The sequence below is a fragment of the Providencia sp. PROV188 genome, assembly GCF_027595165.1.
Classification (GTDB): domain Bacteria; phylum Pseudomonadota; class Gammaproteobacteria; order Enterobacterales; family Enterobacteriaceae; genus Providencia; species Providencia lanzhouensis.
This window is the reverse complement of record NZ_CP097291.1, coordinates 2,519,901-2,540,730: the sequence shown is the minus strand read 5'-3', so window position 1 is coordinate 2,540,730 and position 20,830 is coordinate 2,519,901. Positions and strand designations below refer to the sequence as shown.

General features: G+C 41.4%; 20 protein-coding genes and 1 other RNA gene. 9 read left to right on the top strand and 12 right to left on the bottom strand.

Annotation, left to right across the window (positions count from 1 at the left end; genetic code table 11):
* Window positions 1–357: 357 nt before the first annotated feature.
* Window positions 358–1,290: a hypothetical protein gene (locus M5X66_RS11630; protein WP_270103544.1), complete on the top strand. Its 933-nt coding sequence runs from the start codon at window positions 358–360 to the stop codon at window positions 1,288–1,290.
* Entirely contained in the window at window positions 1,287–1,841 is a 555-nt protein-coding gene (locus M5X66_RS11625) for a hypothetical protein (RefSeq protein WP_099659369.1), read from the top strand. Before M5X66_RS11630 ends, M5X66_RS11625 begins: the two co-directional genes overlap by 4 nt.
* Window positions 1,842–2,026: 185 nt before the next feature.
* Here M5X66_RS11625 and M5X66_RS11620 read toward each other — a convergent pair whose 3' ends face one another.
* From M5X66_RS11620 to smpB, 3 genes are all read right to left on the bottom strand, one after another.
* Entirely contained in the window at window positions 2,027–3,268 is a 1,242-nt protein-coding gene (locus M5X66_RS11620; RefSeq protein WP_270103543.1) for an integrase, read from the bottom strand.
* A 183-nt stretch (window positions 3,269–3,451) separates the two neighbouring features.
* Window positions 3,452–3,815: a transfer-messenger RNA gene (gene ssrA / locus M5X66_RS11615) on the bottom strand.
* A 47-nt stretch (window positions 3,816–3,862) separates the two neighbouring features.
* Window positions 3,863–4,345, bottom strand: a complete 483-nt coding sequence (gene smpB / locus M5X66_RS11610; protein ID WP_006814817.1) for an SsrA-binding protein SmpB — start codon at window positions 4,343–4,345, stop codon at window positions 3,863–3,865.
* Window positions 4,346–4,498: 153 nt separating this feature from the next.
* Here smpB and M5X66_RS11605 point away from each other — a divergent pair, with 153 nt between their 5' ends.
* Window positions 4,499–4,933 (top strand): type II toxin-antitoxin system RatA family toxin, encoded by a 435-nt coding sequence (locus M5X66_RS11605; protein WP_036949406.1) that lies wholly within the window; start codon window positions 4,499–4,501, stop codon window positions 4,931–4,933.
* The gene (locus tag M5X66_RS11600; protein WP_108478517.1) at window positions 4,926–5,219 is read left to right on the top strand and encodes an RnfH family protein; all 294 of its coding nucleotides are present in this window, start codon (window positions 4,926–4,928) and stop codon (window positions 5,217–5,219) included. The genes M5X66_RS11605 and M5X66_RS11600 overlap by 8 nt, the downstream gene beginning before the upstream one ends.
* A 266-nt stretch (window positions 5,220–5,485) precedes the next feature.
* Here the strand turns inward: M5X66_RS11600 and bamE are convergent, their stop codons facing one another.
* From bamE to nadK, 3 genes are all read right to left on the bottom strand, one after another.
* Complete coding sequence (gene bamE / locus M5X66_RS11595) at window positions 5,486–5,878, bottom strand: outer membrane protein assembly factor BamE (protein ID WP_036949409.1); 393 nt, start codon at window positions 5,876–5,878, stop codon at window positions 5,486–5,488.
* Window positions 5,879–5,990: 112 nt separating this feature from the next.
* Entirely contained in the window at window positions 5,991–7,652 is a 1,662-nt protein-coding gene (recN, locus tag M5X66_RS11590; RefSeq protein ID WP_270103542.1) for a DNA repair protein RecN, read from the bottom strand.
* Between the two features lie 85 nt (window positions 7,653–7,737).
* The gene (gene nadK / locus M5X66_RS11585) at window positions 7,738–8,622 is read right to left on the bottom strand and encodes an NAD(+) kinase (RefSeq protein WP_181478775.1); all 885 of its coding nucleotides are present in this window, start codon (window positions 8,620–8,622) and stop codon (window positions 7,738–7,740) included.
* Between the two features lie 116 nt (window positions 8,623–8,738).
* On the opposite strand from nadK, the gene grpE reads away from it, so the two are divergent.
* On the top strand, window positions 8,739–9,329 hold the full coding sequence (gene grpE, locus M5X66_RS11580; RefSeq protein WP_036949413.1) for a nucleotide exchange factor GrpE: 591 nt from the start codon (window positions 8,739–8,741) through the stop codon (window positions 9,327–9,329).
* Between the two features lie 119 nt (window positions 9,330–9,448).
* On the opposite strand, the gene ung is transcribed toward grpE, so the two are convergent.
* Complete coding sequence (ung, locus tag M5X66_RS11575) at window positions 9,449–10,129, bottom strand: uracil-DNA glycosylase (RefSeq protein WP_036949415.1); 681 nt, start codon at window positions 10,127–10,129, stop codon at window positions 9,449–9,451.
* 340 nt (window positions 10,130–10,469) lie between these two features.
* Between ung and grcA the strand changes: the two genes are divergently transcribed.
* Both grcA and M5X66_RS11565 read left to right on the top strand, forming a co-directional pair.
* Entirely contained in the window at window positions 10,470–10,853 is a 384-nt protein-coding gene (gene grcA / locus M5X66_RS11570; protein ID WP_108478520.1) for an autonomous glycyl radical cofactor GrcA, read from the top strand.
* A 160-nt stretch (window positions 10,854–11,013) separates the two neighbouring features.
* Window positions 11,014–12,468, top strand: a complete 1,455-nt coding sequence (locus tag M5X66_RS11565; protein ID WP_154609898.1) for an ankyrin repeat domain-containing protein — start codon at window positions 11,014–11,016, stop codon at window positions 12,466–12,468.
* A gap of 52 nt (window positions 12,469–12,520) precedes the next feature.
* Here the strand turns inward: M5X66_RS11565 and srmB are convergent, their stop codons facing one another.
* The 4 genes from srmB to M5X66_RS11545 all read right to left on the bottom strand — a co-directional run bounded on the left by srmB (window position 12,521) and on the right by M5X66_RS11545 (window position 17,247).
* The gene (gene srmB, locus M5X66_RS11560; protein ID WP_154600235.1) at window positions 12,521–13,876 is read right to left on the bottom strand and encodes an ATP-dependent RNA helicase SrmB; all 1,356 of its coding nucleotides are present in this window, start codon (window positions 13,874–13,876) and stop codon (window positions 12,521–12,523) included.
* Between the two features lie 181 nt (window positions 13,877–14,057).
* Window positions 14,058–15,263: a sodium/glutamate symporter gene (gene gltS / locus M5X66_RS11555; protein WP_036949418.1), complete on the bottom strand. Its 1,206-nt coding sequence runs from the start codon at window positions 15,261–15,263 to the stop codon at window positions 14,058–14,060.
* 332 nt (window positions 15,264–15,595) lie between these two features.
* Window positions 15,596–16,513 carry a formimidoylglutamase gene (gene hutG / locus M5X66_RS11550; RefSeq protein ID WP_108478522.1) on the bottom strand — a complete coding sequence of 306 codons (918 nt, stop codon included), beginning with the start codon at window positions 16,511–16,513 and terminating at the stop codon, window positions 15,596–15,598.
* A 2-nt stretch (window positions 16,514–16,515) separates the two neighbouring features.
* On the bottom strand, window positions 16,516–17,247 hold the full coding sequence (locus tag M5X66_RS11545) for an IclR family transcriptional regulator (protein WP_036949422.1): 732 nt from the start codon (window positions 17,245–17,247) through the stop codon (window positions 16,516–16,518).
* A 159-nt stretch (window positions 17,248–17,406) separates the two neighbouring features.
* Between M5X66_RS11545 and trmN the strand changes: the two genes are divergently transcribed.
* On the top strand, window positions 17,407–18,141 hold the full coding sequence (gene trmN, locus M5X66_RS11540; RefSeq protein ID WP_270103541.1) for a tRNA(1)(Val) (adenine(37)-N(6))-methyltransferase TrmN: 735 nt from the start codon (window positions 17,407–17,409) through the stop codon (window positions 18,139–18,141).
* A gap of 39 nt (window positions 18,142–18,180) precedes the next feature.
* Here the strand turns inward: trmN and nadB are convergent, their stop codons facing one another.
* Entirely contained in the window at window positions 18,181–19,782 is a 1,602-nt protein-coding gene (gene nadB, locus M5X66_RS11535) for an L-aspartate oxidase (RefSeq protein WP_036949425.1), read from the bottom strand.
* 431 nt (window positions 19,783–20,213) lie between these two features.
* On the opposite strand from nadB, the gene rpoE reads away from it, so the two are divergent.
* Window positions 20,214–20,792, top strand: coding sequence for an RNA polymerase sigma factor RpoE (gene rpoE / locus M5X66_RS11530; RefSeq protein WP_006661282.1), 579 nt, complete (start codon window positions 20,214–20,216; stop codon window positions 20,790–20,792).
* Window positions 20,793–20,830 lie beyond the last annotated feature (38 nt).

Here is a 20,830-nt window from a genome sequence, read left to right as displayed (position 1 = left end):
AACTGCTAAACTGGCCAACTTTGGCTATCTACTCTCCCAAAATTACCTCCTTAAAATATTTTCTCTACTTAAGGTGAGCAAAAATAACGCAATAATAAAGCTGTTCTGAGTAGCGGCTCTATGGCCTAAATCACAGTCGACATACTGAATGACTTTAACTATTTTTTAAAAATTCAGGATCTTTCCCCCCCCTTAACTTTACGCCAAAATATTATGGTGTAATATTCTCTAAAGCAATTTCATTGATAACACTAATCACTTGGATGATATAATCTAGGCAGTAGCATTTTCTTTTGCTCTGACAGCTCCAAAAGTCTCTAATAACTTCTAATATTTTCAAGAAAAGGTTATTTGTTTATGCACAGCATTAATTTTTATTCTTTCAGAATTCTCACTCATAAAGGTAGCAGGCAAAGTAAGCAACTTGGAGCACTGGGGCTGAGCAATAAAAAAACAGCTTATGAAATACTTAAAGAATATTTAACATCACATAAAGATACCCCAATAGAATACGGGGTGTCTAAAACAAAAATATCTTTGGAACGTCATAAAAAACTAACATTTAATGATACTAAAGGCTTAATTCATGGCTATATAAAAGTCGGCAAATATGGCGAGAGTAGTGAAATAAAGGACATCAAACTAAAAACCACTCAGTATACGACTAAAGTCGATGACGTCACTTTAAGAGAACGCTATGTTCTTATTTATCTACCTGATTCTTTAGAAGAAGGCATTATAGCTTTCCATTCTTCAGATAACGTTAGCGCTAAAGGAACGATATCAGATGCCTTAGTCGAGTACTTTAAGAAAAAATATCAACTTGAAGCGAGAATAAATCCTCTTTGCCATAAGAAAATCCCGCAGTACATTCTTGACTCTGAAGTAAAACAAATCAGAGCTCTTGGATATGAAGCTCCAAGCGATATAGCTGACTCCTTTGGTACCAATAAAACCAATGTTAAAACTGATTTAGTCATAAAATATAACCAAGGATATATGGGGAGTTTTAGAGACTTACAAAGTAAAAAAATATCTAATGTAATTGAAGTTATTGAAGATAAATGTGAAGAAATAAAGGTTACTCTACAATTAGGTAACAGAACCGTTGTTTTCAAATATGACACTATTATCAAAAAGGGAATTTCTATTGAATTGGATGATAGTACACTCAAAATTAATGCTTCTACTGGTATCCCTGAATTAAAAGCACTTCATGGCGTGGCACACTCATTGACTAATGATATACTGTTAGAGATCCATAACGGAAACAAAGGGGTTTGCATATGAACAAAATAAATATATGGCAGGTACTCCTAAAACATTACAGAACCATGACGGATCAAAGAGGAGTGACATTACGGCAAGATATATTTATTCACTTTTTCCTACCAGGGATAATATCCGTTTTCATTTGTATACTTTATGGGACAATGAAGCCATCAATTGCAGCAGTTTTTGTAAATTTTGGAGCTATCACGACAGCCTTGCTCATGAGTGCCGTTATCATGATATATGACCAAAAGCAAAAAACCATTTTTAAAATATCGGACATTATAGAAAACAAAAAACCAACAACTAACCTACCAGCGTTGGAGACTAATAAAAAAGTATATGAGCAATTATGCCATAATGTAGCATACGCAATATTAACATCTGTGATATTAGTTATCGCATCTGTTATCATTTCTTTTTTCCCTGAGAAAAAAGAAACCCTCGCGTTACTATATTTCTCAATTCCCGCCTTCATGCTCAGTTTCATAGCTTACGCGGCTTTTTTCATTACCGTGATAACTTTTTTAATGGTTATAAAACGATTCAGCTTTATACTTGATAACTAAATATTTATCGTTTCAGAATCATTAACCTACTAAATCAGTAGGTCACAATCATTGAGTGAAGCAACTGTAGCATAGAGGACGTGCGCAAATGTCAGTATGTCCGTTTTTGGCACAGAACCGACATCTAGATGATATACAGCTAAGTGCAGTTATAGTACCAGCTCAGATTAGAGCTGGTACACATGTTACCCAACTAGCGATATCCCTCTAATCCCGCCTTCAATAATACTCCCCCTATCTGCCTCCTCAATAAAATCAGCCCACCATTGCATCATAGGGCGTCTTTGCTCTAGATAATCACTACGGTTATAGGCACGTCTAACTTCATTTTTATCTACGTGGGCTAGGGCGGCTTCAATCACATCGGGTGGAAAGCCTTGCTCATTGAGTGCTGTGCTGGCAATTGAGCGTAGGCCGTGAGAAACCAATACACCACCGAATCCGGCACGTTTTAATGCCGCATTGACGGTTTGGCTATTCATTGGCTGGGTGGGCTTAATACGGCTAGGAAAGATAAACTCACGATTACCATTTAATGGTTTCATTAGTTCTAAAATAGCTAAAGCAGCGTCAGATAACGGAACTGTATGTTCGCGGTTCATCTTCATTCTAGCAGCGGGTATCTTCCATTCCTTGGTTTCAAAGTTGATTTCATCCCAACGGGCTTCAGCGGCTTCGACAGGGCGGGATATCGTGAGGAGCTGCCACATAAACAAGCATCGGGTAGATAGGCTAATACTAGCGGTTCGCATTGTCTGCATGAGCTTTGGTAGCTGATCAGGGGGAATACTTGGCATATTCTTTTTCTTGGGCTTTTCAAAAGCTTTGCCAATATTGATACTAGGTACAGCATCAATTAAGCCAGTATTTTGAGCATAGATCATCACTTCGTTGATACGCTGACATAGGCGACGAACCGTTTCTAGCGCACCTCTAGCTTGAACCGGTTGTATTGCTTGGACCAATATATGCGCTTTGATATCGGTTACGCTGATATCGCCAATAGCGGGAAATACATCTCGTTCAAGTGAACGCCAGATATCATTACCATAATCTTCGGTTACAGTGGACTTCTTCACTTCCCACCAACGTTCAGCGACAAGTTGAAAGGTATTGGCCTTAGCTTCTAAGGTGTTACGGACTTGCTCTTTATGGTGATCTTGTGGGTCTATCTGCTTAGCGAGTAGTGTTCTTGCTTCAAGGCGGTAACTCCGTGCATCAGCAAGACTGACGGCAGGGTAAGAACCAAGGCTCTTTTTAGCTCGTTTCTTAGTGAGAGGGCGAATGTAGCGAAATGACCACAACTTGCTGCCATTGGATTTAACCAATAGCTCTAGCCCATCGCCATCATAGAGAACATAATCACTCTGTTTTGGCTTTGCTGCATCGATCTCTTTTGCGGATAAGGGTTTGGTTTGTCTTGCCATTTTTGATGTTCCATTGTTTTTAGGCACCTCAAAAACTATAAAGGTTAACGAGGTGCCTATCAAGGTGCCTAAGATGATTGGATTTAATTAGGTGACATCAGACTGCGCAGGACATAAAAAAGCCCGCAACTCATTGAGTTAGCGGGCTTTTCAGTCTTCTTTGGACGTCCTTAGAAGATAATTTGGTGGAGCTGGCGGGAGTTGAACCCGCGTCCGAAATTTCTACATCCTCGGTACTACATGCTTAGTCTAGTCTTTAATTTCATTTGCCAGCTGCGGACAGACACGCCACCAACAAACTATCCTGATTAAGTTTAACGCTTCAACCCCAGGCAAGGTATCCACGCGATCTCTTTTGGGTTTGACTTCTCTTGATCCCCGTCCTAAGAGCGGAGGCTAGGGAGAGAAGGCTCTAAGCAGGTTATTAAGCTGCTAGTGCGTAGTTTTCGTCGTTTGCGACTATTTTTTTGCGGCTTTTTACGAGGCCAACCGCCCCTCGGCATGCACCTTGGGTTTCGCAAATCCCGTCGAATCCAGAATCAGCCCCAAGTTGTGAGTGCAGTATAACAGAAAATAACTCTATAAAGCTAGGACTTAGCGATTAGAATGTTTCATTATACGTGCTTTATCTAATTGCCACTCTCTATCTTTGATATCAGAACGCTTGTCGTGGGCTTTTTTACCTTTGGCGACGCCAATTTTTACTTTGCACCACGCGTTTTTCCAATATAAGGAAAGAGCGATGACAGTATAGCCTTCGCGGTTAACTTTACCGTAAAGGGTATCTAATTCACGTTGATTAAGAAGTAGTTTTCTACTGCGGGTTGGGTCGCAGACAACATGGGATGATGCGACTGTCAGTGGTGTAAAGTTGGCACCAAACAGATAGGCTTCACCATCGCGCAGTAAAACGTAGCTATCGCCAATGTTGGCTTTGCCCGCACGTAATGATTTAACTTCCCAACCCTGTAGGGATAAACCCGCCTCGAACTCCTCTTCGATAGAATATTCGTGGCGAGCACGTTTGTTCATAGCAATTGTTGCTGAACCGGGTTTATATGGTTTTTTCTTTGTCATAGTTCATTCATTATACGTTAAGATGCGTTGAATGAAATCGTTCAACACTGATATTTTTGCGATTGTGCATTTCTTGCCCTGCACGGGTTTTGTTTTTTGAGTAACCCATCAATGGTGCTATTATATGCGCAGTTTTTGGGGATAGGAATTGATATGCCACAGATTAGTCGCTCTGCGTTAGTCCCTTTTAGCGCAGAACAAATGTATAAACTTGTGAATGATGTGATTTCATATCCAAGTTTTTTACCAGGATGCGTTGGAAGCCGAATCATTAGCCAAAATTCAGAAGAAATGACGGCATCAGTTGAGGTTTCAAAGGCGGGAATTAGCAAAACCTTCATTACTAAAAATGCGCTGGAAGATAATAAACGTATCCAAATGCAGTTAGTTGAAGGTCCTTTTAGAACTCTATCTGGGGGATGGCAGTTTATTCCTTTGAGTGCTGACGCCTGTAAAATTGAGTTTCATCTTGATTTTGAATTTACGAATAAGCTGATTGAGTTGGCATTCGGTAAAATATTCAAAGAGCTGGCCAACAATATGGTTCAAGCATTTACATCTCGTGCTAAGGTCGTTTACCGTGTCTGACATCAATATTGAAGTGACTTACGCATTACCTGAAAAGCAATTTTTGCTTCCTGTAAAAGTTGCAGAAGGAACCACGATTGAAGATGCAATTATTGCATCGGGTATTTTAACGTTGCGTTCAGATATCGATTTAAAGAAAAATAAAGTGGGCATTTATAGTCGGCCTGCGAAATTGGGTGATGTCGTTCAAGAAGGGGATAGAATCGAAATTTATCGCCCATTGATTGCCGACCCGAAAGAGTTACGCCGCAAGCGAGCTGAAAAATCGAAAGAGAATAATAAATAAGATATTGCGTAGTGAACGTATCTATATGATATGAAGCCGAGTGAAAGCTCGGTTTTTTTGTTTCAAATATATAGGTTTTTTCTTTGCGGGTGCGATGGATGCGTCGATTGATAGGCTAGAACGTAGAGGAGTATTGGCGAGAAGCTATAAAGGGATAAATAAAAGCACTAAAGTAACTACCTGTTTGTTATCCCATCATATAATTGGGCAGGTAGTTACTTATATACTCAAGTTATACACGCTCAAGCATTACGCTATATAGGGTGTTATTCCGCTGCTTTTGGTTCTGATGCTTTAACTTCACCAGCTTCCATGGCTTGTTGTGCTTCAAGGTTTTTTTCGTTTTTGATATCTGTCAGGATACCGTTGCGATCAAACGTCAGCGTCAATGTTTCTTGCTTCACTGGGTCATGCCCCAGCTCTTGGCGGAAAACATAAAACCAAGTCTGAGAACCAAACGGGTCAGTCATCATTGGCGTGCCTAAAGCATAAGCAACCTGTTGCTGTGTCATTCCTTTTTTAATCTTCGCAACATCTTTCGCCGTTAGGTAGTTACCTTGGTTAATATCCGGATGATAGACAAGACGTTCCATCATTGAACAGCCCGTGGACATTAATGCGAATGATAGTGCTGCAGCAGTTAACAATTTATAACGCATGGATATCTCATTCCTTTTGGAGTCAGAACATCAATGATAATCGACATTGATACAATTTAAAACCTTCCAGATCGACTCTAAGACAACAGGAGATAAAAAAAGTTGTCGAAATTTAAGCTGCGAGCAACTCTTTTGCATTAGCCAATGTATTTTTTGTTACCTCTGAACCAGCGAGTAACCGTGCAAGTTCTTGTAATCTAGATTTTTTATCCAGTAACTGCATATGAGTCTCGGTTTCCACACCGTTCGTTTCTTTACTAACATAAAAATGGTGATGACCGCAGCCTGCAACTTGAGGCAAGTGAGTTACACACATAACTTGGGTGGACTCACCAAGTTCACGGAGTAATTTCCCGACGATAGCGGCGGTTGGACCACTGATCCCCACGTCCACTTCATCAAAAATTAAAGCTGGAGTATCCATTTTTTTCGCGGTGATCACTTGAATGGCTAAAGCGATGCGAGATAACTCACCACCTGATGCGACTTTCGCTAATGCTTGATGTGGCTGTCCTGGGTTAGTGGTGACATTGAATTCGACTTTGCAGGCACCATCAATTTGTAAATGTTCAGGAACAAATTTTACATCAATCGTGAAGAGGCCATGAGGCATTGAAAGTTGGTGCATACTGCTGGTAATTAGCTGGCTGAGCTCTTGTGCATAATGCAGACGTACATGATGTAAACGTTCTGCACATTCTAACGCTTTTTGGTGGTCAGCAATGACCTGCGCATTTAAAGCTTCACAATCTTCATTTTGGTTAGCTATCTGATTTTGTTCTTCAACTAATTGTTGAAAAAGTTCAGGTAGGGCTTCAGGTGTGACGTGATGCTTACGTGCCAAACTAATTTGTTTGGAAATTCGCTGCTCTAATTCGAATAAACGATTTGGGTCTAATTCATATTGATCGCAGTAATGTTTAATTTCATCACTGACTTCACTAACTTGGATGGCCGCTTCTTCCAGCATATCCAATAACCCTGAAAATTTAGGGTTCAAAGTGACTAAATCTGAAAGCTCATTTTTTGCCATATTGAGAAGGCTGATAACGTTTGCATCGTCACTTTCTGTCAGAATTTGTGCTGTTGTTTGCCCAATAGTTAAAAATTGCCCGTGATTAGCAAGTTGTTTATATTCTTGATCAATTTCCTCAAACTCCCCTTGAACGGGTAGGAACTCATTTAACTCTTTTAAATGATAATCCAGCAATTGCTGGCGAGATTCACGCTCTTGCATTTGTTTTTGAAAAACAGCTAATTGCTGACAGGACTCATGCCACTTTTGCCACGTTTGCTTCATTTGAGCGAGTAATTCTTGCTGATTGGCATAGGCATCAAGTAGGGATTGTTGATGGTTATTATCCAATAATAGCTGGTGAGCATGTTGACCATGAATTTGGATCAGTAATGCGCCAAGTTCACGTAATTGTGATAGGGGAACGGAGACACCGTTAATAAAGCCTCGAGAGCGCCCATCGGTTGCGATGGTGCGGCGCAGTAAGCATTCATTTTGATTATCAAGTTGATGCTCAATGAGCCAATTTGCTGCCATTTGAGCATCAGACAGTGAAAAGCGAGCACATAAGTCGGCACGTTGAGCACCAGGGCGAACCATGTTGGCTTCACCTCGGTTACCTAAACATAAACCAAGAGCATCGATAGCAATGGATTTACCCGCACCGGTTTCACCTGTAATTGTCGTCATACCGCTACGAAAATCGATTTCTAACTCACGAACGATAGCAAAATTATTGATGGTTAGTTGGGTTAGCATCTGCGCTCTCCTGTTTAAATACACACCTGTGTTTTCGTACAGTTTAACCTGTTTTTTTATACAGTAAAGAGGCAGTGCAAAAAATTTAAAAAGTTTTTTTAGACCAACCGAGTTTTGAACTTAATGTATTGAAATAATTGTAATCTTTTGGGTGAACTAAATTCAGACTCTTCGAGCTGCGCTTTATAATCACCTCTTCGCCATCCTGTATAGGTAGCATAATTTGACTGTCACAACTGACTTCATAATCAATATTGGTTCGTAAAAATTTTAAGCGGATACTGCTGTCGCTGCTGATAACTAATGGGCGAGACGATAGGGTGTGTGGGAACATCGGCACGAGTACAATAGCGTCTAGATTTGGTGTAAGGATAGGTCCCCCAGCGGATAAAGAGTAGGCTGTTGAGCCTGTCGGGGTCGCAATAATTAAGCCGTCTGAGCGTTGTGAAAACGCAAATTTTTCATCAATGTAAACTTCAAACTCAATCATATGAGCGACTTTACCTGGGTGCAGAACCACTTCGTTGATGGCGCTACTTTTACGGGCTTTTTGATTTGCCTTGATTACTTGAGCTTCTAATAAAAAGCGCTGCTCTTCATGATATTCCCCATCAAGAACACAGGACAGTTGTTGAAGGGCATTGTCGGGGTCTAGGTCGGTTAAAAAACCCAAGTTACCGCGGTTTACGCCAATAACTTTATTGTTATAGCGGGATAAAATTCGCGCGGCCCCAAGCATGTTGCCATCGCCGCCAACCACAACGACTAAATCGGCTTGTTGACCGATTTCTGTTAAAGTTCCTGTATTGGCATCTTTTAATTTCAAATCCTTAGCCACTTGTTTATCAATTATTGCGTGGTAATTTTTTGAAATCAGCCAATGATAGATAAGTTCATGGGTCGCCAGTGCTTCAGGGTGCCTTGGGTGTCCGACAATACCGATAGTTTTAAATTGTGAAGATGGTGTCATCTTAGCCTTTTGCATACTTTTTTAACTCCTCGTTGTATGACTTCCCTTGAATCCCTGTATTAGATCCCCATAATACTCCCATAGATAGAATTATTGCTAAATACGCGGAGATATTCATGAGTAGTAAAGAACAAAACATGCATGATGAGCAAGCTTCTGAGCAAAATGAAACACAAAAAGTTCAAGCAGAGCAAGAAGTTGATACTCAACAAGCTGATTTACAAGCCGAAGAACAAGCGTTAGCAGCGCGTATTGCTGAGCTTGAACAGCAACTTGAAGCTTCCCGTAAAACTGAACGCGAAGCGATGTTACGTGCTCACGCTGAAATCGAAAACATTCGTCGTCGTACAGAACAAGATATTGAAAAAGCCCACAAGTTTGCGCTTGAGAAGTTTTCCAATGAATTGTTGCCTGTTATTGATAACTTAGAGCGTGCAATTGAGGCAGCTGATCGTGACAACGAAGAGTCCAAAGCGATGCTAGAAGGCCTAGATCTTACGTTGAAAACGTTCTTAGATGCCGTTTCTAAGTTTGGTATTGAGCCTGTTGATGCGGCAAATGTGCCATTCAACCCGGAAGTTCACCAAGCAATGACCATGATTGAATCCCCAGATCATAGTGCAGGTCAAGTGATTAACGTGATGCAAAAGGGTTATACCTTGAATAACCGTCTGTTGCGCCCTGCAATGGTCATTGTTTCTAAATAAGTTTAGAGCATAAATAGTTTTAGGGTATATAACGAGAATGGGATGCTGAGCATCCCATTTTTCTATTGCGAACTTCTACGAACTTTATCACCAATGCATTTTATCGCTATAGAATGCATCTATTCAGGAATAACCGGATACCAATCAATAGGTGCGCGGTCTTGCTGTTCAAGCAATTGATTAGCTTTCGAGAAATGACCACATCCTAAGAAGCCTCGATGCGCAGAAAGTGGTGATGGGTGAGGTGCTTTAAGCACATGGTGGCGTTTAGTATCGATAATGCGACCTTTCTTCTGTGCATGAGAGCCCCATAAAAGAAAAATCACGCCCTCAGTATGGTCATTAATCGCCTGAATCACTTTATCTGTAAACGTTTCCCAGCCTAGATGTGCATGTGAGTGCGCATTGCCTTGTTCTACAGTTAATACTGTATTGAGGAGTAAAACCCCTTGTTGCGCCCAGCTAAGCAAGTACCCATGTCCCGGGCGGACGAACCCAGGAATATCTTTTTCAAGCTCTTTATACATATTGACGAGTGAAGGCGGTGCTTTAATTCCCGGACGTACAGAAAAGGATAATCCGTGTGCTTGTCCTGGTCCATGATAAGGGTCTTGCCCCAAGATCACGACTTTGATGTCCGCTAATTCGGTATAGCGAAACGCATTGAAAACATCTTCTTGTGGTGGGTAGATTACTTTTCCACTTTCTCTTTCTTTTGCGACAAACGCGAGAGTCTCTTTGAAATAGGTTTGTGATTTTTCCGCACCAATTACGTCGTGCCAAGTCATCGTATTTGACATGAATGATCCCATAGTGATGTATTTTATAGTTCGTAGCTTACTGGTTCATGACGCATAGATAAAGTGTTGTTCCGCGCTAACTCCCTAAAAGCAATTCAAATTAATTTGAAAATTTACAAAAAATAATTAAAAAGTCTAAATATGAATATTGATTTAAATCATAAAGATGCACCGCTCTGGTTAATTACCATACGAAACATTTGATAAATATCAAAGAATCCGGGGGTTCTAGCTGGTATATATTAGATAAACAGGTTGGTTAGACCAATTATCCAATCAACAGCGATTAAAAACAGTTAGCAAAGATTGATCAAAATCTGATTCGAACGTGGAGGTCGAGATGATTACTGGTATTCAAATTACTAAAAGTGACAATGCAGCACTGCTGAACTCTTTCTGGTTAATCGATAGCGAGACAAATGAAGCTCGTTGCGTGTGTGCGAAAGCAGATTATAGCGAAGGTCAGGTTGTTCCTAAAGATGAATTGGGAGCTTTTGAGAGCCGCGAAGTTCCTTTGGAAATGAAACCAACTGTTCGCGTAGAAGGTGGCCAGCACTTAAATGTTAACGTATTAAGCCGTGAAACATTAGAAGATGCAGTTAAAAACCCAGAGAAATATCCGCAATTAACTATCCGTGTTTCTGGTTATGCAGTGCGTTTTAATTCATTAACACCTGAACAACAGCGTGACGTTATTACTCGTACTTTCACTGAAAGCCTGTAATAAACATTAAGGGGTCAATAGATCTCTTATCTTAATAAATTCTAAAAGCCATTGTTCTCAATGGCTTTTTTATTTGCCCCTAACAAAGTTGATTATTTCCCCCCTTGGTTATTTATATTTCAATATTCTTCCAGCATACAGCATTTGTTAGGGAGAATTTATGCCATTCAGTACAGCAATACAGCAGACAGTAAGTAAGGACGAACTTTCTTTTGTTGAAGAAGGTTTAAATTTATATCAACAAAATACATTTTCGGATTCATTATGTAGCCCTCGTGATAAATGGTCTAAAAATGTTACGAGAGAGGAGTTTCTAGGAAGAGATGCACAGAATAAAGATTATCTTTTAGCGTTACTATCACAAGGTGCTTATCATAGTAATTGGCGTGATATTCAAGGAGTAGAAAAACTCAGCACGTCAAAAATTAATGAATTAGGCATAGATGCAGAACTTTTAAATAATGAATTTACAGGTTTTCAATCGAATATTTGTTGTTTTAATGGTCTGTATATTATTTGCTTTGCGGGAACGAATGATATTGTCGATTTTTATGCCAATATTCGGCAAGGGCTAGGATATTACGAACCTCAATTCTTTCAGGCGGTAGGGTTAACTAATATTCTATATCGAGCCGTGAAAGGTAATATTATCTGTACAGGGCACTCTCTAGGGGGCGGTCTTGCATCAATAGCCGCATTGGCGAGTCAATCACCTTGTATTTCATTTAGTCCTTCAGGGCTTGCACAAAATACAGTACATAAAATTGGAATGGATTATAACATTGCTAAGCAACAAGCAGATGAAGGTTTGATACGCTTTTATACTGTTCAATATGATTGGCTTGATGCACTTCAAAACACGTTACCAATCCCTTCTGCGTTGGGAAACCGTATCAAAATGGCTTACAGCGAACATAATTCTTGGAAAGACTGGTTACCACACCGTTTGTTGACCAGGAGCTTTATTGCACATTCAATGGTCAAGATTATTAGGATGATGTGCAAACATAAACCATGGAATAATTGGAATGCGATTACAGGTGAATTTGATAAAACAGCGGATTCTATGTTGAATGAATTTCCTAACGTAGAGCAAAAAAAAAGTTTTAATTGGCAAGAAAGTTGTAAAAATTCAATTAAGAAAGAAAATATTAGTGAATTTAAAGTGCTACTTTCAATGAAAAATAAGCACTGCGATATTGATAAACTGGCAATGCAATCTGTTCGTGCAGGTAATAGCCAATTTATAAAAGTATTATTGGAATCTCCATACGGGCAGGGAATTAAAAAAATGCAGCTAGCTCAGCAAAAAACAGTTTTACATTTAGCAGCTCAAAGCGGGAGAGTGGCTCAATCAGAAATTTTGCTGAGTAATGGTTTAATGGTCAACGTGAGAGATAATTTGGGAAATACCCCGTTGCATGACGCTTTAAATAGCCACTCTTTAGATGTTGCTGAATTATTATTATCAAATGGCGCAGATTGGCGAATGGAAAATAATCAGGGTTATAACTGCCGAGATATTTTAGATAATCATATGATAAAAGCAGAAGCGTTAACCAATGAAAGTCGGGTTATGAGAGAGAAGGTCTATAAGTTAATGAACTTAAGTTAATAAATGAAAAACGGGCCGAAGCCCGCTTTTGTCAGTATCACTCGATTGAGTTTTACTTGGTTTTATTGCTATCTGCAGTTGCAGATGGCGTAGTTGTAGAGGATGTAGCTGGAGTGCGACGTTTACCGATATTTTTCTTATCGCGATGGCGTACTTTTTCTTTTTTCTTGCTTTGCTCTTCTTTTTTCTTCTCTTTACGCTTAGCCAGCACTTTCTTAGAGGGTTTTGGCTTATTCAGCATTGCTTCAGAAGGCGCTTTGGTTGTTGGGCGTAATGAATCTACCACTCGCATCTTAATTGGGTCTTCGATGTAGCGAGTGATTTTACCCAGTAGAGGGAAATCGTGTGCTTCAACTAAAGACAGAGCAGTTCCTTTGCGTCCAGCACGACCGGTACGACCGATACGGTGCAAATAGACATCCGCGGTGCGCGGTAAGTCAAAGTTAAAAACATGGCTGACGTTTTCAATGTCTAATCCACGAGAAGCCACGTCTGTTGCAACGAGGACTTTAACTTGTCCAGTCACTAAGCGGCGAACAGCTTCGTTACGCTTCGCTTGCACCATTTCACCTTCGATATAGCAAGGTTCAATCCCTGCCTCACGCAGCCATTGGACAACTTCACGCACGCGTTCACGCTTACGCACAAAGACTATCGATTTGGTGACGTCTTCTTGCTTGATAAGGTGACACAGCAGCGCAGTTTTATGCTCTAACGTGTCAGCGCGATAGTAAAATTGTTGGATTTTCTTGCGTTCACGGCGTGAAGGATCTGCTTCAATTTCGATAGGATCTTCGAGTAGACGCTCAGCAAAATCACGAATTGCTTCACCTTCAAGAGTGGCAGAGAACAACATGGTTTGCTTGCGCCAGCGGGTTTCGCCTGCGATAGTTTCTATATCGTGCGCAAAGCCCATATCCAGCATACGGTCAGCTTCATCGAGGATCAAAATTTCTACGGCGCGGCAATCGAAGTTTTCTTCTTTAATGTATTGCAGCAAACGTCCGGTGGTTGCTACGACGATATCTTGGTTTTCGCTGAAAACCTCAGCGTGGTTCATATACGCAACGCCGCCTGTAATGGTGGCAACGTCTAAATGATTATGTGCACACAACTCTTTAGCTTGATCAGCGACTTGCATAGCGAGTTCGCGAGTTGGTGTTAAAATCAGAACGCGAGGCGGACCTGATTTTTTTCTTGGGAAATCAAGTAAATGTTGAATGGCTGGCAATAAGAACGCCGCAGTTTTACCTGTTCCGGTTGGGGCTGAACCTAAAACGTCGCGTCCATCCATTGCAGGAGGGATAGCCGCTTCTTGGATGGCCGTCGGGCGCTCGTAACCTTTATTGGTCAGCGCGGTGATCAGGCTCTCATCAAGCTCAAGTTCAGAAAAAGTGGATGCAGTCATGATATACCTCTATTTGGGGCGCTGATTATAAACAGGTTAGCAAAATTGTTCACCACAAAAATCAGCTTTGTGCAGAGTTTACCTGTTTTTGTCGGCGGGGGGTATACAAGGAAGTGGCTTACTGATAATGCTCCCTCTTACCAAACTCTGTCGTATGGTTGGTAAGAGGGATAAAGTGGAATTAGCTGAGCATGTTAATTAACCAAGTGTGGTAAGGAATTCCCACGAGGTCGATAAGTACAGCACCGCTTAATGGCACAATCATAAACGCTTTCATAGAAACTTGTTTGTAGCGCTCACAGACTGATGACATGTTTGCCATTGCGTTCGGTGTCGCCCCTAAACCATGTCCCATCATGCCTGAACACATTACTGCAGCATCGTAGTTTTTGCCTAACAGCCTGAAGACGACGAAAACAACGAACAGGATGATGGCAATAGTTTGCGCCAGTAAGATGATGAATAATGGCAGGGCGATGACTTTCAATTCCCAAATCTTAAGCGACATCATCGCCATGGTTAAGAATAAGCCCAGTGAAACATCTGAAATTAGGTTGATGGATTTTTGGTTAATACGAACAATTTCAACTTGGTCGTTAATGTTACGCACAATAATCGCGATAATCATTGCACCGACATAGCTTGGTAAAGAGAATCCCGTGGCTTTAGTAAATTGCGCAGAAGCAAATTGACCGACAACCATTACACCTAAAATAAGCGCTAACATTTTTAAGAATGCATGGGCATCGATAGAATCGATTTTGCCAGCCAATTTCTCTTCAACTTTCACGCTTTCAATGTGTTCTTCGGTTTGAATAGTGACTTTGTGTTTTTTAATTAAATAGCTCGCGATAGGGCCACCTAATAAGCTTCCTGAAATCAGACCAAACGTTGCTGCTGCAATAGCCGCAACAGTTGCAGACTGTACGCCAAGACCTTCAGCCATACCACCAAAGGCAGCCGCACCACCGTGTCCACCTGTTAAGGAAACACCGCCAGCCATGATCCCGATAACCGGGTCGATACCTAATAAATGCGCCAGACCAGCACCAAAGGTGTCTTGGAAAATAACCAATGTCCAGCAAATTAATAGGTAAGTAATGAGTAAGCGTCCACCGCTTTTTAATACGCGGAAGCTGCCATCAATACCAACAGTTGTAAAGAATGCCACCATTAAGAATGACTGTAAGCTGGTATCGAAAGTAATTTCAGCTAAATCGAAAGACTTTAATCCCCAAATAAGCAAGCTGACTAAAAAACCACCAATGACCGGTGAAGGAATACAGAAACGTTGCAGCCATTCAATGCGTTTTTTGAGGTGAACACCCATCAGTAGGCAAACTACAGTCAGGAAGAGGGTGGTGAGTGTGTCGATTTGGAATGTCATATTTTTCCCTTTATTTATACCTTGTCTTTTTTATACTTTGTCTTTCGTGCTACAGCGTTGTTGGCCGCGTTCGGCTACCCTAGTCACATACTTATGTATGCTCCTCGGGATATCCTCTCTAGCCGCCTAGCTGTAACTCGAAATCCAAGGGTATAAATGTCTTTATAATGAAAGAGATAAATACGCCTAATTTTCAAGTTACAGTGTTGTGGGCTATTTTGAACCTCAGTGCTGTTTATTTTTAACTAGTTGCTTAGTTGACTAAGCTTTTATTTATATTTTGAAAGACAAGGTAAAGTTGTTTATCAGTCGTTTTATTGTGTTTGTTGTTTTTAGAATAAATATTGGTAAACCAAGTAAGCTGCTAGTTTTGATGTGTGGTTATCAATATCAAATTCAGGATTGCACTCAGCGATATCAAACAGTGCAATCTTGCCGCTAGATTTGATGACACTAAATAATTCATCAAATGTTTCAGTAGAAATCCCTCGAGCGGCTGGCGCGCTGACTCCCGGTGCGATACCTGCAGAGAACACATCCAAATCCACAGTGACATACAGGTAATCCACTGAATTTATAAATTGTTTAATCTGTTCAATTGCTTGGGGTAATAAGCTTGCGGTTAAAGCTTTATCGCGAATATAGTGGCAACCTAAGCGATCCGCTGTATCAAATAACACCTTGGTATTACCGTGATCTGCGATGCCTAAACATAGGTAATTGAAAGGGCGCTGGTGCTTAGCGCACAGTTGTGACGATTGTAAAAATGGCGTACCAGATGTGGCTTCTGGGGCTTCGCGTAAATCAAAGTGCGCATCAAAATTGATGATCCCAATGGTTTTTTCTGGTTGATGTTTTTGAACAAAATCGAAAACACCTTGGAAGCTCGCAAAGCCAACTTCGTGCCCACCGCCTAAAACAATGGGTTTTTGGCGCAGTTCTAACACTGAGATTATCTCATCGGATAGGCGGCGTTGAGCCGCTTCCAGATCACCATCATCACAACTTACTGTTCCCACATCACGAATAGCCAGTGGCTGGTGGATAGGCAGGCCAGCAAGTTGACGACGGATAGTATCAGGACCAGATTTAGCGCCTTGGCGGCCTTTATTGCGGCGAACACCTTCGTCCGAAGCGAAGCCGATAATGGCAAACTCCGCAGGTGAATGTTGGTTGATGACTTGGTGAATGCGTAAATGTTCCTGTGTTTCACCATCAGTACGACCCTGCCATTGAAAAGGTTGTGTCATAGTTACTCCAAGTTAATCAGTTTTGTTATATTTTGGGCCGTTTGGCATGTGGCTTTAATCAGCTCATCGACACGGTTGACGGCACGAAATTCGGGTGCCATGACAGAGACGACAGCTAAAATATCATTGCCTTTAAAAACAGGTGCCGATGCGCCAAAAACACCAGCATCAATTTCACCAACAGAAATGCCATAGCCCTGTTGACGGATTTGGATCAGATCCTGTTTTAATTTCTGTAAATAGTTATCTTTGTGTAGCTGCTTGGCGTGAGTTTCGAAGACCAATTCTTGGTATTGTTCATCACGGTAAGCTAAGAGGGTTTTTGCACTAGCGCCGCGGATCACGGTATTGCCATGTCCCACAATAAAAGAGCAGCGTACGGCTTGTTCACTATCAATTTTATCGACACAGATGGTTTCCCGTAGGTTGGCGGTGATAATTGCCGCAGTTTCTTGGGTCTTTTTCGCTAATGCATGAAGCTCTGATTTTGACGAGGTCATCAACAAACTGTGGTGATAGTATTTTTCTTGAGTTTTGATACTCTGCGCACCAACGGTATAAGTGCCATATTGCTTAGAGTAAGTTATAAATTCCCAGTTTATGAGAATAGTTAAAAGCCGATAAACCGTTGAGAGAGGAATATCTAACTCTTTGGAAATGGTTTGCGGTGTGATTGGAGACGCGCAAGTCGTGACAAACGATAAGATATCTAGTGTTCTATTAATACTGTTCATGGCATCTCCTTTTTCTCGAACTTAGCAGTAAAAAAAATCACTAACAAATCACATTCTCATTATGCGAGAATAATATTATTAGAATTAGATTAAATTTGCAGATTTGTGGGTTGAAATTGAGAATATTCACGTAAATCCTATTTAAACCAGAGTGGCAGTATGAGCGAACAAAAAAAGAGTTATCGAAAAGGCGGGTTTACCTTCAAGCAATTTTTTGTTGCTCATGATCGTTGCGCGATGAAGGTCGGTACTGACGGGGTATTACTCGGTGCGTGGGCGCCTCTTAATGCAACAAAATATGCGCTGGACATAGGCAGTGGGAGCGGATTAATAGCCTTAATGCTAGCTCAGCGTAGTGAGCAAGTGCAGGTTGATGCGGTTGAACTTGATGACGCTGCGGCGTTACAAGCACAGGAAAATTTTGATGAATCTCCATGGTCTGAACGGCTGCGAGTGTTCCATCAGGACATTATTACGTTTAGCGAACAGCCTAACCATCAGTATGAATTAATCGTGAGTAATCCTCCTTATTTTGAGCCCGCGGTAGCGTGTCGGGATGAAAAACGCGATCAAGCTCGCTATACCGGAACACTTACTCACCAAGTATTACTAGATAGCGCGAAACGATGCTTGGCACCAGACGGGATTTTTTGTTTGGTATTGCCTTATGATGTAGGGCAGAAAGTCGAAGCGATGGCAATGGCGAGTGGTTGGTATTTAGCCTATCGCGCGCAAGTTCAGGATAAAGCCCATACACCATATCATCGGATGCTATTAGGGTTGGCGATTAAGATGATGGAACCGGTTATTTCGTCTTTAACATTGAAACAACCAGATGATAGCTATACGGATGAGTTTATCTCGTTGATCCAGCCATTTTATCTTAAGTATTAAAAGCCTATCTGCGGCTAATGCACAGATAGGCGGTGAATATTAGCGGGTTAAAACGGTTGGACCAGAATCGGGTAAAAGTTCAGGGTAGTCTAAGGTATAGTGCAAACCGCGACTCTCTTTACGTTCTAAGGCGCAGCGCACCATTAGTTCTGCAACTTGGACTAAGTTGCGTAGTTCCAGTAAGTTATTGGAGATGCGGAAATTAGCATAGTAATCATTAATTTCTTGTTGAAGTAAATGAATACGACGCAAAGCGCGTTCAAGGCGTTTTGTGGTTCTTACTATCCCCATGTAATCCCACATAAATAAGCGTAACTCATGCCAGTTATGCTGGATGACAACTTGTTCGTCAGAGTTATGGACTCGGCTTTCATCCCATTCAGGGAGTTCAGAAACCTCAGGGATCTGGTTGATCGTTTTGATGATATTTTCTGCGGCAGCCCACCCATAAACTAGACATTCAAGTAATGAGTTGGACGCCATGCGATTGGCACCATGTAGCCCGGTATAACTCACTTCACCAATAGCATAAAGATTCGGCACATCTGTCATGCCTGTCGGGTCAACAACAACGCCGCCGCAGGTATAGTGTGCTGCGGGAACTATCGGGATCGGCTCTTGGGTTAAATCTAAACCTAAGGTGAGTAATTTGGCATAAATGGTGGGGAAGTGGTGCTGAATAAACTCAGGGGATTTGTGGCTGATGTCCAGATACATGCAGTCTGCCCCGAGGCGTTTCATTTCATGGTCGATAGCTCTGGCGACAATATCCCGCGGTGCTAATTCACAACGCGCGTCATAATCTGGCATGAATCGGCTACCATCAGGGCGTTTTAAGTGAGCGCCTTCACCTCGTAAAGCTTCGGTGAGTAGGAAATTACGTGCTTGAGGGTGGAATAAACAGGTTGGATGAAACTGGTTAAATTCCAAATTAGCTACGCGGCAGCCTGCCCGCCATGCCATGGCAATACCATCACCGGATGAGATATCAGGGTTGGTGGTGTATTGATAAACCTTCGCAGCGCCACCTGTGGCTAAGACGATAGTTTTTGCTCGTATAGTTTCGACTTGCTCTTTTTGGCGATTCCAAACATAGGCACCGACAATACGGGAGCGGGTATTTTGTTGGGTTTTATCTTCGAGGATCAGATCAACCGCATTGTAGCGTTCTTTGATCTGGATATTCGGGTGTTCGAAAGCAAGATTAACAAGGGTGGTTTCAACCTCTTTTCCGGTGGCATCTGCATGATGCAAAATACGGCGATGACTGTGTCCGCCTTCTCGGGTGAGGTGATACTGAGTTTCCCCTGTTTCGTTGACTTCGGTATCAAATAAAACCCCTTGGTCAATCAGCCATTGAACACAATGTTTGGCGTTTGATGCAATAAACTCTACGGCGCTCTTTTCGCAGATCCCCGCGCCAGCCACAAGCGTGTCATTAACATGGGATTCTATGCTGTCGGTGTCATCGAAAACGGCGGCTATTCCGCCCTGAGCGTAATAAGATGCACCATCACTGAGGGTGCTTTTGCTGAGAATAGTAACTTGATGAAAGGGTGCAAGCCGGAGTGCGGCTGATAATCCTGCGACACCACTTCCAATGATTAAAATATCAGTGTCATGCTGTGTGGATGCGTTCATAAGTGTTTGTGTGTTGTGTTTCTATAGAGAATTTTATGTTAGCCTATCGAGCTGCTTGTGACTATGTATTAATCGCATTTTGAGTTCTTAAAGAACTATATTATTTAGCTACACTTTAGTTTATTTGGAAAATCATCATTTATTTTGGAAAAAACTATTGGCTAAATGAAAAGTGCCAATGTGAATGAATAAATTCCACGTAATCATGCCGTAGATATGCCTGTTTTGTGTATACTATTAGGTAGTGCTCACAAGGATCAATGAGATCGATTAAGAAACATCGATCCCATTTTTTGAAATTATTTTCGATTATTTTTGGAATAAATTGAACTTCATCAGTTTTTATTACTCGAAGTTAGGCTTGCTTAAGGAAGGGAGAAGATGAACAAGTTAAGTCATTATCAATCTGTGTTCAGGAGATGGTTCCTGGAATGAGCGAGCAGCTGACAGACCAAATATTGGTTGAGAAAGTACAAAAAGGCGATCAACAAGCTTTCAATTTACTGGTGATTAAATACCAGCATAAGGTTGCAAGTCTCGTTTCTCGTTATGTACCGCAAGCGGATGTACCTGATGTTGCACAAGAGTCGTTTATTAAGGCTTATCGTGCAATCGGCTCGTTCCGTGGCGACAGTGCCTTTTATACTTGGCTTTATCGAATTGCTGTCAACACGGCAAAGAACTACTTAGTCGCGCAAGATAGACGTCCTCCCGCGTCAGATCTAGAAGCAAGCGACGCAGAAAACTTCGAATCAGCCGGCGCATTAAAAGAAATTTCGAACCCAGAGAACTTAATGTTGTCTGATGAATTAAAGCGAGTTGTTTTCCGTACCATTGAGTCACTGCCAGAAGATCTCCGAATGGCAATCACGCTACGTGAACTTGATGGCTTAAGCTACGAAGAGATAGCCGAAGTGATGGATTGCCCTGTGGGTACCGTTCGATCACGGATCTTTAGAGCAAGGGAAGCAATTGATGAAAAAGTTCAGCCGTTGATCCAACAACATTAATTGGTTGGGTCGCGAGTTACCATTTAACTGTGAGCAAT